Raw genomic sequence first — 14047 nt, 5'->3', positions numbered from 1 at the left:
GGCAACCGGAAAAGCGCGGCCGCAGCGGGTATCATTTGGTCCTTTCCCACCATCAGTGTCTGGCGCCCCGACCGTCGACCGGCACGGTTGATTTCGACACTAGGCTGTTTCAATGCTGGACCTGGACATATCCGAATTCTTCGCCGAGGACGGGCCGCTTGCGTCGGCCATGCCCGGCTACAAGCCACGCCCGTCGCAAGTCGAGCTGGCCCAGGCCATCGGCCAGGCCATCTCCGACCGCGCCACGCTGGTGGCCGAGGCCGGCACCGGCATCGGCAAGACCTGGGCCTATCTTGTACCCGCGTTCATCCAGGGCGGCAAGGTGCTGATTTCCACCGGTACCCGCACCCTGCAGGACCAGCTTTTTTCCCGCGACCTGCCGCGCGTGCGGGCCGCCTTGGCCGCACCGGTCACGGCCGCGCTGCTCAAGGGCCGTGGCAACTACGTCTGCCACTATCACCTGGACCGCCTGCAAGGCGACGACCGGGCCCTGAAGTCGCGCAGCGAGATCCAGCAGTTGCGTCAGATCCAGGTGTTCGCCGGCATTTCCAAGACCGGCGATCGCGGCGACCTGGCCCAGGTGCCCGAAGACGCCGACATCTGGCAGCGCGTCACCTCGACCCGCGAGAACTGCCTGGGCCAGGAATGCCCGCGCATCCGCGATTGCTTCGTGGTCAAGGCCCGCCGCCAGGCCCAGGAAGCCGACGTGGTGGTGGTCAACCATGCGCTGTTCATGGCCGACCTGGTGCTGCGCGAAGAGGGCGTCACCGACCTGCTGCCCGAAGCCGACACCGTCATCTTCGACGAAGCGCATCAGTTGCCGGACACCGCCACGCGCTTTCTGGGCAGCAGCGTGTCCACGCACCAGCTCATGGATTTCGGCCGCGCGCTGGAAGTTGCCGGCCTGGCCTATGCGCGCGAAGCCACGAAATGGAGCGACATCTCGCGCCACCTGGAAACCGCCGCGCGCGAACTGCGGCTGGCCTGTGCGCCGCTGGAACGCCTGCCGGGCCGCAAGGCCACGTTCGAGGCCATTCCCAACGCCGATGAGTTCGACACCGCGCTGGCCGTGCTGCGCGAAGCCGTGGATACCGCCACCAACGCGCTCGGGTCCGTCGCCGAGCGGCACCCCGACCTGGTCGCCGCCGCGCGCACCGGCGCCGAGATTTCCGTGCGCCTGAAACGCTGGGCCACGCCCGGCCGCGGTGGTTCGGGCCTGGACGACGAAGGCTGGGGGCGTGACAACCAGGCGCCCGAGCCGCCCGCCGCCGCCTTGGGCGATGGCCTGTCCACGCCGACCGCCCTTCTCGAAGGCGCCGCCGCCGCGGTCGAATGGACCGGCCCCGCGGTGCGCTGGGTCGAACATGGCCTGCACCACGTGCGCCTGCATTCCGCCCCGCTGTCGGTGGCCCAGGCCTTCTCCAAATACCGCAAGCCGGGCCAGGCCTGGATCATGACGTCGGCCACCCTGTCCGTGAACGGCGAATTCCACCATTTCACCAGCCAGCTGGGGCTGGAACGCGCGCGCACCGGCAAGTGGGAATCGCCCTTCGACTACCCGCAGCAGGCCTTGCTGTTCGTGCCGCGCGGCATGCCCGAACCCCAGTCGCCGCAGTTCCTGGACCGCTTCGTCCAGACGCTGCTGCCGCTGCTCGAGGCCAGCCCCGGCGGCACGCTGGTGCTGTGCACGACCCTGCGCGCGGTGGACAAGGTCGCCAACCTGCTGGCCGACGCCTTCGACGACGCCGGCCATGACTGGCCGCTGCTCAAGCAGGGCGAGGGCACGCGCCGCGACCTGCTCGACCGCTTCTGCAAGCTGACCCACCCGGTGCTGGTGGGCAGCGCGAGCTTCTGGGAAGGCATCGACCTGCCCGGTGACGTCCTGACCCTGGTGGCCATCGACAAGCTGCCGTTCGCGCCGCCCGACGACCCCGTCATCGAGGCGCGCCTGCGGGCCTGTCGCGCCCAGGGCGGCAATCCGTTCTCGGAATACCAGTTGCCCGAGGCCGCCATTTCGCTCAAGCAGGGCGCCGGCCGCCTGATCCGTACCGAAGCCGATTGGGGCGTGCTGATGGTGGGCGATGCCCGCCTGGTCGAAAAGCCCTACGGCAAGCAGCTATGGCGCGGCCTGCCGCCGTTCGCGCGAACGCGCGAACTGGAAGAAGTCCTGGCCTTCTACCGCCGCAAGCAGGAATAAAAAAGCCCCTCGAGAAATCTGAACTGCACCCCAAAAGTTGGACACTGATCCAACCTTTGGGGTGTTTTTCATGACGAAGTACGATGAGCGATTCAAGCTCAAGGCAGTTAAGCATTACGTGTCAGGCAATCTTAGCTATCGAGAGGTGGCCGGGCTGCATGGGATCGAGCATTCGATGCTGCGCCGTTGGGTGTCAAGCTATGAGCAGCACGGCGCTGCTGGACTGGCCAAAAAGTTCAGTCACTACGATGCGGCGTTCAAGCAGGGGGTGCTTGAGCGGATAGATCGTGATGGTCTGTCCGATCGCCAGGCAGCAGCGCTTTATGACATCCGTCACGCGGGCAGCATCGGCATCTGGCGCGCCCAGTATGATGCTGGGGGTGTAGGCGCATTGGCGTCGCAACCTAGAAGCAGGCGCACAATGCCTCACAAATACCCCCCCGCCCCGGTCTCCAAGGATATGACCGTCGAGCAGATGCAAGAAGAGCTGGCTTATCTGCGTGCGGAGAATGATTACCTAAAAAAATTGAAGGCCTTGATCCAAGCGGAACGGACCGAAGCGCTGGTCAAAAAGCGCAAATGGTCCAAGGATTGAGGTCGGCCCACCCGCTGGCATTGTTGCTGCGCGCAGCTGGACTGTCGCGCAGCACGTTCTATTACCACCTAAAGGTACAAGGCGCAGCGGACAAGTACGCTGATCTGAAGGCCAGGATCAGTGCCGTCTATGCCCATCACAAGGGGCGCTATGGCTATCGCCGGATCACGTCGGTGCTGCGCCAGGCTGGCGATCTGGTCAACCACAAGACGGTGCAGCGCCTGATGCAGGTGTTGGGTCTGAAGTCGCTGGTGCGGGTCAAGAAATACCGCTCATACCGCGGCGATGCGGGCCGGATCGCGCCGGACTTGCTCAAGCGCCAGTTCCAAGCTTCTGGCCCCAACCAGAAGTGGGCAACCGACGTGACCGAGTTCAACGTCCAGGGCGAGAAGCTGTACCTGTCCCCGGTGATGGACCTGTACAACGGCGAGATCGTGGCCTACCAGATCGAGCCGCGCCCTGTGTTCGGGCTGGTGACCAAGATGTTGAAAAAGGCCTTCGCCAAGCTCAAGCCCGCGGATAGGCCGTTATTGCACTCGGATCAGGGCTGGCAGTACCAGCAACGCGCCTATCGGCGCCTGCTGGACGAGCGCAGCGTCACCCAGAGCATGTCCCGCAAGGGCAACTGCCTGGACAACGCCGCCATGGAAAGCTTCTTCGGCACGCTCAAGTCAGAGTTCTGCCACCTGAACCGCTTCGAGAGCATCGAGCAGCTACAGGCCGGCATCCGCCAATACATCCACTACTACAATCACCACCGCATCAAGCTCAAGCTAAAAGGCCTGAGTCCGGTTCAATACCGGACCCAGGCCTTCGGCCCTTAGCTTCTTACTGTCCAACTTCTTGGGGTCAGTTCAATCGAGGGGCTTCTTTCCCATGCGGTGGCCGGTCAGTTGAACGGGTTCCACCAGCTCTTGTCGGCCTTCAGGCCCTTGTCCTTGAACGAGCTGTTGGGGAAGTTCTTGTCGAACACGCGCTGCGAGTCGTTCTTCAGTTCGGTCATGCCGAGCTTGTCGTAGGACTGCACCATCAGGTAGAGCGCTTCTTCGGTGGCGGGTGCGCCTTCGAAGTCGGTGATGACGGTCTGCGCGCGGTTGGCCGCGGCGATATAGGCGCCGCGCTCGTAGTAGTAGCGCGCCACGTGCACTTCGTTCATGGCGATGGTGTTGACCAGCCAGGCGACGCGCTTTTCGGCATCAGGCGTGTACTTGCTGTCCGGGTAGCGCTTGATCAGCTCGTTGAAGGCGTCGTAGGACGCGCGCAGGCCCTTGGGGTCGCGTTCGGCCGGATCCTGGCCGGTCAGGCTGCTCATGAAGGCGCTGGCCGGCGTGAAGTTGATCAGGCCCTTCAGGTAAAGCGCGTAGTCGGTGCCGGGGTGATTGGGGTAGAGCTGCTGGAAGCGGTCGATGGCTGCCAGGGCTTGTTCGTTTTCACCGTCTTTCCAGTTGACGTAGGCCAGCTCAAGCAAGGCCTGCTGGGCGTAGACGCCGAAGGGGTAGCGGCTTTCGATGGCGGTCAGGCGCTCGCGGGCTTCTTTCCAGCCCCCGGACGAGATTTCCGCCTTGGCGTCGGCGTATAGCTGTTCGGCGCTCCAGTTGGTGGTCTTGTCGTACTTGCTGTTGGTCGAGCCGCAACCGGCAATGGCGATAACGGCAAATAGCGCGATAACCACGCGCAAAACCGACCCGCTTCGGGAGGCGGGGTTCAAGGGAGCTGCGGAGTGGTGAATCACGAGAATCGTATCCTTGGTGTTAGCATGGCAGGCTGATTATATGATTTGTCTCCATGTCTGATACAGCCATCAGCGCAGATCTCGTTTCCGACGATGAACTCCTGGGTCTTCCTGGCGAAAATCCGGGCGAAAACCGGGGTGAGCCGCAACTTGTAACGGTGCCGTCGGGCACGCGCGCCGACCGGCTGGACAAGGTGCTGGCCGGCCTGCTGCCGGACCACTCCCGCAGTCGCCTGCAAGGCTGGATCGAAGCCGGCAACGTTCATGTCAACGGCGCGCCCGGCAAGATCCGCCAGACCGTCGGCCCCGGCGACGAAATCACCGTCTGGGCCCAGCCCGCCCCGGAAACCCTCGCGTTCGCCCCCGAAGCCATCGATTTCCCGGTGGTGGACGAAAGCCCCGACTGGATCGTGGTCAACAAGCCCGCGGGTCTGGTGGTGCACCCGGGCGCCGGCAACTGGAGCGGCACGCTGCTCAACGGGCTGCTGCACCGCTACCCCGAGTTGGCCCAGGTGGCCCGTGCCGGCATCGTTCACCGACTGGACAAGGATACGTCCGGCCTGATGGTCGTGGCGCGCAATGAAATCGCGCAGACCCACCTGGTACGCCAATTGCAGGCCCGCAGCATGGGCCGCGAATACATCGCCCTGGCGCACGGCTGGGCGGCGGCGGCCGGCAAGGTCGACCGCCCGATCGGCCGCGACCCGCGGGTGCCGGTGCGCATGAGCGTCGAACGCCCGGTGGCGCCCAAGCCTGCCATCACCCATTACTCCCCCGCCCGGCGCGGCCAGGTGGATCCGGGCGGACGCGTCACCGAAGTGGTGTGCCGCCTCGAAACCGGCCGCACCCACCAGATCCGGGTGCACATGGCCAGCCTGGGGCATCCGCTGTTGGCCGACACCATTTATGGCGGCAAGAACATTGCCGGCGCGACGCGGCAGATGCTGCACGCCCGCGCCCTGCATTTCGACGATCCGGGCGGTCGCGGCGAAGTCCGATTCGCCGCCCCCGTGCCGGCGGACATGACCCTGGTCCAGGAAGCGATCACATGGAACGCGTGATTCAAGGCTTGCCCGTGGTGACCGGCCCCGCGTGGGCCGGCGTCAACTATTTCTGCACCACCCGGACGGGCGGCGTGGGCGTTGCCCCGCACGACACCCTGAACCTGGGCCTGCGCGCCGGCGACAACCCCGACACGGTGGCCGAAAACCGCCGCCGTCTGCGCGCCGCGCTGCCGGCCGAACCGCTCTGGCTGCGCCAGGTGCACAGCAGCGACGTCATCGACGCCGACCAGGCGGACGTGCCGCCAGAACCGGCGCTGGATGCCAGCGTCACGACGCAGCCGGGCCGGGTGCTGGTCGCGATGGCGGCCGACTGCCTGCCCGTGGTCATGGCCGACGCCGATGGCCGCGTGCTCGGGACGGCCCATGCCGGATGGCGCGGCCTGGCGGGCGGCGTGCTGGAAAATACCCTGGCTGCCATGCGCGCCAAGGCGCCGCGGGCCTCGGCCTGGCGTGCCTGGGTCGGCCCGGGCATCGGCCCCGACGCATTCGAGGTCGGGCGCGACGTGCTGGACGCCTTCATGGCGGATGACCCCGCGACTGAGTCCTACTTTCGTCCTCGGCCCGGCGTGCCGGGCAAATGGCTGGCGGACCTCGCCGGCCTGGCCGGTTTCCGGCTGCGTCGCGCCGGGGTACAAGAGATCACCCAGAGCGGTCTGTGCACGGTGACAGACGCAGGGCGCTTCTTCTCGTACCGGCGCGACGGCGAGACCGGACGGATGGCGCTGCTGGCCTGGCTGGACCCGGCTTGATCCTGCGCAAAGCGGCTTGATAAAAGGGCTGTCAGGCTGGCCGGCCTCATTGAATACCCGCATTGACAGCCCCTTACCCGACATGCAACATCAATCGGGAAGTCTCGATAACAAGGTGTCGAAGTGAATGCCAATCTCTCCGCCTCAGGGCCCCTTCCGGTGAGCGTGGCTCCGGACGTCCTGGCCGACATCCAGGCTGAATTCTCCCGCGAATGGCAGCGCCTGTGCGACGACGCCCGTCGTGGCGCGCTGACTCCGCCGGCCGATCGCCGCTTTTCCGGCGACGCCTGGGCCGCCAATGGCTCGCATCTGCTGATGGCGCACACCTATCTGCTGTCCGCCCGCGCCATGTCGCGCATGGTGGATGCCGCCCAGGTCAGCGAACCCCTGCGCGAACGCCTGCGCTTTTCCATCATGCAATGGGTCGACGCGCTGTCGCCCTCCAATTTCCTGGCCCTGAACCCCGACGCCCAGCAGTCCATCGTCGAAAGCGCCGGCCGTGCCCTGAACGAAGGGCTGGCCAACCTGCTTGGCGACGTCAAGAAAGGGCGCATCACCCAGACCGACGAAACGCAGTTCGAAATCGGCCGCAACGTGGCGGTCACGCCGGGCGACGTGGTGTACGAAAACACGCTGTTCCAGCTGATCCAGTATTCGCCGGCCACCGCCACGGTGCACGAACGCCCCCTGGTGATCGTGCCGCCGAACATCAACAAGTTCTACATCCTTGACCTGCAGCCGGAGAACTCCTTCGTGCGTCACGCGGTCGAGCAGGGCTTTACGGTGTTCCTGATTTCCTGGCGCAATCCGCTGGCCAGCGATACCGACGGCGTCGATCGCGCCACATGGTCCGATTATCTCGACAACGCGGTGCTGCAGGCGCTGCGCGTGGCCAGCGACATCACGCGGCAGCCGCAGGTCAACGCCCTGGGCTTCTGCGTCGGCGGCACCATGCTGGCCTCGGCGCTGGCGCTGGCCGAAGCGCGCGGCGAGCATCCCGTCGCGTCCCTCACGCTGCTGACCTCGCTGCTCGATTTCCACGATACCGGCATCCTCAACGTCTTTGTCGACGAAGCGCATGCGCTGTGGCGCGACCACCAACTGGGCGCCGGCGGGCTGATGCCCGGGCGTGACCTGGCCACCACCTTCTCGTTCCTGCGGCCCAACGAACTAGTCTGGAACTACGTCGTCGGCAACTACCTGAAAGGCCAGAAGCCGCCGGCCTTCGACCTGCTCTTCTGGAACGGCGACAGCACCAACCTGCCGGGCCCGTTCTTCTCCTGGTACTTCCGCAATACCTACCTCGAGAACAACCTGAAGGTGCCGGGCCGGGCCCAGGCCGCCGGTTTGCCGCTGGACCTGACGCGACTGACGATGCCGGCGTATATTTTTGGTTCGCGCGAAGACCATATCGTGCCGTGGGTCTCGGCCTATGCGTCGACCCAGGTGCTGCGCGGCCCGCAGCGCTTCGTGCTGGGCGCGTCCGGCCATATCGCAGGCGTGATCAATCCGCCTGCCAAGAAGCGCCGCAGCTACTGGGTAGCGGACAATACCGGGCAAGCGGGGCATCCCTTGCCCGGCGATCCCAAGGCCTGGCTTGCGCAGGCCCAGGAAAAACCGGGCAGCTGGTGGCCCGACTGGACCGAGTGGCTGGCCGGGCATTCCGGCAAGCAGGTCAAGGCGCGTACGAAATCGGGCAATGCCCAGTACCGGCCGATCGAGCCGGCGCCGGGCAGGTATGTGAAGGTCAGGGCCGCCTGAAGCCGCGCACGCGGTGGGCCCAGGCCAATAAGAAAGTTAATCAACGAGGCGTCCGTCGCACACAGGAGGAAGTCCAATGAGCGGAAAACTGGCTTACGTTACAGGCGGGATGGGCGGTATCGGCACCTCTATTTGCCAACGCTTGGCCAAAGATGGCTTTCGCGTCGTGGCAGGCTGCGGCCCGAGCCGCAACTACCAGCAATGGCTGGATGAGCAGGCGGCACAGGGATACACGTTCCATGCCTCCGTCGGCAATGTCTCTGACTGGGAATCCACGGTAGAGGCGTTCGAACGCGTCACCGCGGAACTGGGCCCGGTGGACGTGCTGGTCAACAATGCGGGCATCACCCGTGATGGGCTGTTCCGGAAAATGACTGCCGACGATTGGCGCGCGGTCATCGACACCAACCTGAACAGCCTGTTCAACGTGACCAAGCAGGTCATCGACGGCATGGTCGAGCGCCAATGGGGGCGCATCATCAACATCAGCTCGGTGAACGGGCAGAAGGGCCAGTTCGGCCAGACCAACTACTCCACGGCCAAGGCCGGCATCCATGGTTTCACCATGGCGCTGGCCCAGGAAGTCGCGAGCAAGGGCGTCACGGTCAACACCATTTCGCCCGGCTACATCGGCACCGACATGGTCCGTGCCATCCGCCCGGACGTGCTGGAAAAGATCGTCGCCACCATCCCGGTGCGCCGCCTGGGCACACCCGAGGAAATCGCGTCCATGACGTCGTGGCTGGCTTCGGATGAGTCCGGCTTTTCCACCGGAGCGGATTTCTCGCTCAACGGCGGCCTGCACATGGGCTGACGCATCGCGGGCCGCCCGGCGGGCGGCCCTTCCGCGCCGCAGAGCTTCGGGGAGAAGGCTCCCGGCATTACACTCCACCCTATTCGAAGTCTTAGAGATCGCCCGATCCGGGGACAAACATGACGCAAGCACAAACCGGCGCCAGCCTGCGCCTGATTAAAAAGTACCCCAACCGTCGCCTATACGACACCCGGACCAGCACCTACATCACCCTGGCCGATGTGAAGCAGCTGGTTCTGGCCAACGAGGAATTCCAGGTCGTCGACGCCAAGAGCGCCGAAGACCTCACGCGCAGCATTCTCCTGCAGATCATCCTGGAAGAGGAAAGTGGCGGCATGCCCATGTTCTCGTCGAACATGCTGTCGCAGATCATCCGTTTCTACGGCCATGCCATGCAGGGCATCATGGGTTCGTACCTGGAAAAGAACATCCAGGCCTTCATGGAAATCCAGACGCGGATGGCCGAGCAGTCCAAGGGTCTGTACGGCAGTCAGTTCGGCCCCGAAGCCTGGACGCAATTCATGAACGTGCAGACGCCCATGCTGCAGAACATGATGAACAACTACATCGACCAGAGCAAAAACCTGTTCGTGCAGATGCAGGACCAGATGCAGGACCAGACCCGCGCCATGTTCTCGACCTTCCCGTTCACGCCGGGCGGCACGCCGGGCAGCGGGCGCAAGTAAGGAACCACCGAGCGGGGGCTTGGGCATCGTCGAGAATCCCGCATGCAAGACGCCGGCGTGGCAGTTGCCCGCCGGCTTTTCTTTTGCCTGATGGGACGCAACAATCAGTCTCTTTCACCCGTGCCAGGTTCAGGGATCTGTCAGTTTTATTCGTTACATTAATGCAAACGGTTCTTGTTTATATTTTTCAGAACCGCCGTTTCATTCGTGTCTCGAGGAATACCCCATGATCAAGAAAGCCTTGGCGCTGGCCATTGTCGGTTTGAGCGTGTCCGTCGCCCAAGCGGCTGAATACCCCATCGGCAAGCCGGTAGAAAAGGGTGGCATGGAAATCGGCGCGGTCTATCTGCAGCCCATCGAAATGGACCCGCCCGGAATGATGCGTCCCGCCAAGGACTCCGACGTGCACCTCGAGGCCGACATCCACGCCACGGCCGGCAACAAGACCGGTTTCCCCGAAGGCGAGTGGGTGCCCTACCTGGTCGTCAACTACGAAATCCAGAAGGTCGGCAGCCAGAACGTGCAAAAAGGCACCTTCATGCCCATGGTCGCCAACGACGGCCCGCACTACGGCGAAAACATCAAGCTCGAAGGCCCGGGCAAGTACAAGCTGAAGTATTCGATCCTGCCGCCGACGGCCAACAAGATGAGCCACTTCGGTCGCCACATCGACAAGGAAACCGGCGTGGGCGAGTGGTTCGAACCGTTCGACCTGGAATATGAATTCGTCTATGCCGGCACCGGCAAGAAGGGCGGTTACTGATCGTGCGCCGCCTGCTACGCGTGGTTGCCGCGCTGTTGATCAGCGTGGCCGGCTTGGCGGGCATGACGCCCGCGCAGGCGGACGAACTGCCCACCTTCACCCTGACGTTCAAGCCTGACGGCACGTTCGAGCCCGCACGTCTGGAAGTCCCGGCAGGCCGCTTCAAGATCGAGCTCATCAACGAGAGCAACGAACCGGTGGAATTCGAAAGCATTCCGCTGCGCAAGGAAAAAGTGCTGGGCCCCGGGGTCAAGTCCTTCGTGGTCATCACCATCTCGCGCCCCGGCGAGTATCCCTTCTTCGATGACTTTCACCAGTCGGTGAAAGGCACCCTGGTCGTCAAGGCCAAGGAATAGGCAGGCTGCATTACATGGAACAGGTCCTCTTTATCGTCTGGCGCGAAAGCGTCGAAGCCATGCTGGTGGTGGGCATTCTGTACACCTGGCTGCGCTCGACACCGGAAGGCGCGCGCGGGCTGAAGTATCTGTGGGGCGGCGTGGCCGCCGGGCTGGCGTTGGCCATTGCGTTGGCGCTGGTGCTGCTGGGCGTGTCGTCCTGGCTCAGTGACGAGGGGCAGGAATGGTTCCAGGCGGTCATGTCGCTGGCGGCGTGCGCGCTGGTGGTGCAGATGGTCGTCTGGATGAAAAAGCACGGCCGCACGCTCAAGGGCGAACTCGAAAGCGGGGCCCGTTCTTCCGTTGCCAGCGACAACTGGTGGGGCCTGTTCGTGCTGGTGGCCATTGCGGTGGCCCGAGAAGGCAGCGAAACCGTGGTGTTCCTGTACGGCACGGTGGCGGCGGGCGAGGGCGGCAGCAACATGCTGATGCTGGCCCTGGCCGGCGTGGCCGGTTTTGTCGTGGCGCTGTTGACCTTCTGGCTGCTGCAACTGGGCGGCAAGCTCATCACGTGGCGCCGCTTTTTCCGCGTGACCGAAATCCTGCTGTTGCTGCTGGCCGGCTCGCTGCTGGTGGGCGGCCTGGATCACCTGATTTCGCTGGACGTGCTGCCGACGATCATCGACCCGGTCTGGGACAGTTCGTGGCTGCTCAGCGACAGCACGGGTTTTGGCAAGATTCTGGCTGATTTTGCCGGGTACCGCGCCTTGCCGGCCTTGATCTCGGTATTGTTGTGGGTCGCTTACTGGATCGTGGTGTGGGCGCTGCTGCGCTGGGTGGGCGGCAAGCCCGCCCCGGTCGCCGCGGCCCGCGCGGCCTCCTGATTCCGACGCGATTGCCGGAATGAATTCATGAAGGTTTAACCATGGCAGCTGCACTCGGGCGGGCAACCTCCCGTATCGCCGACTTTCTTCGAGACCATGCCCCGCTGCTGCGCAAGCTGCAGTGGGGCATTGTTGCGATATACGCTTTCCTGCTGATCGTGCCGGCCGTCATGCCGTTGCCCGGCAATTCGGCATCGGTGTTCAACAATCTCACCATCGTCGCGCAGTTCGCCTTCTGGGGCGTCTGGTGGCCGTTCGTGCTGATTTCCATGCCGATCCTGGGACGGGCCTGGTGCGGTTGGTTCTGTCCGGAGGGCATGCTCTCCGAATGGGCCAGCGAACGCGGCCAGGGGCATGCCATCCCGAAGTGGATGCGGTGGGGCGGCTGGCCGTTCGTGGCCTTCGCGCTGACCACCGTCTACGGACAACTGGTCAGCGTGTATCAGTATCCTCTGGCGGTGCTGGCGGTGCTGGGCGGGTCCACGGTGGCGGCCATGATCGTCGGCTGGCGATACGGCCGCAGCAAGCGCGTCTGGTGCAAGTACCTGTGCCCGGTCAATGGCGTGTTCAATGTGCTGGCCAAGCTGGCGCCGTGGCACTTCAAGGTCGACGAAGAAAAGTGGCGCCATCCGGTCATCCGGATCGAACCCATCAACTGTGCGCCGCTGGTGCCCTTGCGGCACATGAAGGGCGCCGGCGACTGCCACATGTGCGGCCGCTGCAGCGGCTATCGCGGCGCCATTGCGCTGACGCCGCGTTCGCCCGAAGAAGAAATCGTCAACGTCACCGAGGGCGACGCCTGGCAGACAGTCTTGCTGTGCTTCGGCCTGATGGGCATCGCCATGGGCGCGTTCCTCTGGAGCGCCAGCCCCTGGTACGTGGCCGCCAAGCAATGGGCCGCCACCTGGCTGGTCGAGCACGACATCCTGTGGCCCCTGATGGACAACGCGCCGTGGTTCATCCTGACCCACTATCCGGAAGTGAACGACAGCTTCTCGTGGCTTGATGGCGCGGGCATCCTGTTGTTCGTGGTCGGCGCCACGGTCGTCGTGGGGGGCGCCAGCTTCCTGTCGCTCTGGATCGCCGACCGCCTGGTGCCGGCGGCGCCCTCGGCCACGCAATCGGCCGGCGGCGGGTTCCGCCCGGGTTTGCACAAGCTGGCGCAGGCGCTGATTCCTTCGGCCGGCATCGGCGTGTTCCTGGGCCTGTCGGCCACGACGGTCAACCTGCTCAAGCACGAAGGCGTGCGCGCCGCCTGGGCGGCGCCGGTGCGCTTCACGTTGCTGGCGCTGGCGGTGCTCTGGACCCTGCGGCTGTTTGCTCGGCTGTTGAACCAGCGCCCGGCCAGCCGCTTCAAGAAAGCACTGGCCTGGCTGGTGTTGCTGGCGGGCCTGACGCCATTCTGCTGGGCCTGGGTGCTGTTCTTCGCGATCTGGTAAGCGCGCGATGCGATAAAGTGAGGGCCTTCGCCGCCTGGGCGGCTTCCCTCGCTTCATCCGATCATGGCCATCTACGCGTTTCGTCTCATCAACGTCTTCGCCTCCAGCACCTTCAGCGGCAATCCGCTATGCGTCTTCGAAGACGCGCGCGGCATGGACGATGCCACCATGCTGAACCTGGCGGCGCAATTCAACCTCTCCGAAACCACCTTCATCCTGCCTTCTGAACAGGCTGATGCGCGGGTGCGCATCTTCACGCCCGGCTACGAAATGAAGTTCGCCGGGCACCCCACCATCGGCACGTCGCAGGTGCTGCGGGACCTGCTGAAATCCGGCGATGCCCTGACGCTGGAATTCAAGGCCGGCCTCGTGCCGGTGACGGCCCATGGCGATGCCTGGACCTTCACCGCGCCGTGCCCCGACGGCGTGCGCACGGCGCCGCCCGAATTGCCGGCCGCCGACATTGCCGCACTGGTGGGATTGCAGCCCGATGACTTGCTGGGTGAACCGATCTGGGTAGATACCGGCGCCGATCAGTTGCTGGTGCCGCTCAAGAGCGTCGAGGCCGTGCGCCGCGCGCGTCCCGACGCCACGCAGCTGCATCGCTGGCAGGCCAGCAGCCTGGGCCGCAAGACCTGCTACCTGTTTGCCTTTGACGCGGGGCGTCGCCAGGACGAGCGCGACGTGGTGGTGGCGCGCTACTTTTTCGCCAAGGCGGGCGGCGGCGTGGACGAAGACGCGGGTACGGGCTCGGCGTGCGCCAACCTGGGCGGTTGGCTGCGGCACCAGGGCCGCGCCTTGCCGGCCAGCATCCTGGTCGAGCAGGGCGACCAGATGGGCCGGCCATGCCGCCTCTTGCTGGACGTGCAGGCCGATGGGCGCATCCAGGTCGGCGGGCGCGCGCTTGAAATCGGTCGCGGTACGGTCAACGTCTAGGTCCGCCGCGAGGCGTGCCGGCGGCTCAAGCGGCTGAACGGGCCGGACGACCGCCTGGCGCCAAAAACAACGCGGCGCCTGCGTTTGCACGC

General features: G+C 64.9%; 13 protein-coding genes. 12 read left to right on the top strand and 1 reads right to left on the bottom strand.

The annotated features are described in order from the left end of the window. Positions 1-112: 112 nt before the first annotated feature. Together yoaA and AC6LJ2_RS25035 are read left to right on the top strand one after the other, a co-directional pair. On the top strand, positions 113-2197 hold the full coding sequence (yoaA, locus tag AC6LJ2_RS25040) for a DNA repair helicase YoaA (protein ID WP_263910622.1): 2085 nt from the start codon (positions 113-115) through the stop codon (positions 2195-2197). Positions 2198-2267: 70 nt separating this feature from the next. Continuing rightward, a protein-coding gene (locus tag AC6LJ2_RS25035) for an IS3 family transposase (protein ID WP_445656840.1) occupies positions 2268-3616 on the top strand; the annotation gives its coding sequence in 2 pieces (ribosomal slippage) (positions 2268-2735 and positions 2738-3616; 1347 coding nt in all). 65 nt (positions 3617-3681) lie between these two features. On the opposite strand, the gene AC6LJ2_RS25030 is transcribed toward AC6LJ2_RS25035, so the two are convergent. Continuing rightward, complete coding sequence (locus tag AC6LJ2_RS25030; RefSeq protein WP_025140122.1) at positions 3682-4470, bottom strand: outer membrane protein assembly factor BamD; 789 nt, start codon at positions 4468-4470, stop codon at positions 3682-3684. A 107-nt stretch (positions 4471-4577) separates the two neighbouring features. Between AC6LJ2_RS25030 and AC6LJ2_RS25025 the strand changes: the two genes are divergently transcribed. The 10 genes from AC6LJ2_RS25025 to AC6LJ2_RS24980 all read left to right on the top strand — a co-directional run bounded on the left by AC6LJ2_RS25025 (position 4578) and on the right by AC6LJ2_RS24980 (position 13955). Further along, positions 4578-5585: an RluA family pseudouridine synthase gene (locus tag AC6LJ2_RS25025; protein ID WP_498152412.1), complete on the top strand. Its 1008-nt coding sequence runs from the start codon at positions 4578-4580 to the stop codon at positions 5583-5585. Continuing rightward, positions 5573-6337 (top strand): peptidoglycan editing factor PgeF, encoded by a 765-nt coding sequence (gene pgeF / locus AC6LJ2_RS25020; RefSeq protein ID WP_445658451.1) that lies wholly within the window; start codon positions 5573-5575, stop codon positions 6335-6337. Before AC6LJ2_RS25025 ends, pgeF begins: the two co-directional genes overlap by 13 nt. 123 nt (positions 6338-6460) lie before the next feature. Beyond that, complete coding sequence (gene phaC / locus AC6LJ2_RS25015) at positions 6461-8098, top strand: class I poly(R)-hydroxyalkanoic acid synthase (protein ID WP_263910626.1); 1638 nt, start codon at positions 6461-6463, stop codon at positions 8096-8098. A gap of 76 nt (positions 8099-8174) precedes the next feature. Then, on the top strand, positions 8175-8912 hold the full coding sequence (locus tag AC6LJ2_RS25010) for a 3-ketoacyl-ACP reductase (protein ID WP_263910628.1): 738 nt from the start codon (positions 8175-8177) through the stop codon (positions 8910-8912). 119 nt (positions 8913-9031) lie between these two features. After that, a complete protein-coding gene (gene phaR / locus AC6LJ2_RS25005) occupies positions 9032-9598 on the top strand; it encodes a polyhydroxyalkanoate synthesis repressor PhaR (protein ID WP_263910630.1) in 567 nt (188 codons plus the stop codon). A 226-nt stretch (positions 9599-9824) separates the two neighbouring features. Next, complete coding sequence (locus AC6LJ2_RS25000; RefSeq protein WP_263910632.1) at positions 9825-10361, top strand: iron transporter; 537 nt, start codon at positions 9825-9827, stop codon at positions 10359-10361. Beyond that, complete coding sequence (locus tag AC6LJ2_RS24995) at positions 10358-10717, top strand: cupredoxin domain-containing protein (protein WP_498152414.1); 360 nt, start codon at positions 10358-10360, stop codon at positions 10715-10717. Before AC6LJ2_RS25000 ends, AC6LJ2_RS24995 begins: the two co-directional genes overlap by 4 nt. Positions 10718-10731: 14 nt before the next feature. After that, positions 10732-11580 carry an FTR1 family iron permease gene (locus tag AC6LJ2_RS24990; protein ID WP_263910635.1) on the top strand — a complete coding sequence of 283 codons (849 nt, stop codon included), beginning with the start codon at positions 10732-10734 and terminating at the stop codon, positions 11578-11580. A gap of 41 nt (positions 11581-11621) precedes the next feature. Beyond that, entirely contained in the window at positions 11622-13019 is a 1398-nt protein-coding gene (locus AC6LJ2_RS24985) for a 4Fe-4S binding protein (RefSeq protein WP_498152411.1), read from the top strand. 63 nt (positions 13020-13082) lie between these two features. Further along, entirely contained in the window at positions 13083-13955 is an 873-nt protein-coding gene (locus AC6LJ2_RS24980) for a PhzF family phenazine biosynthesis protein (protein WP_498152410.1), read from the top strand. Positions 13956-14047 lie beyond the last annotated feature (92 nt).

It is taken from the genome of Achromobacter sp. 1014246743 (assembly GCF_059760725.1).
The sequence above is the reverse complement of the archived record's forward strand: the minus strand, read 5'-3'. Positions and strand labels throughout refer to the sequence as shown.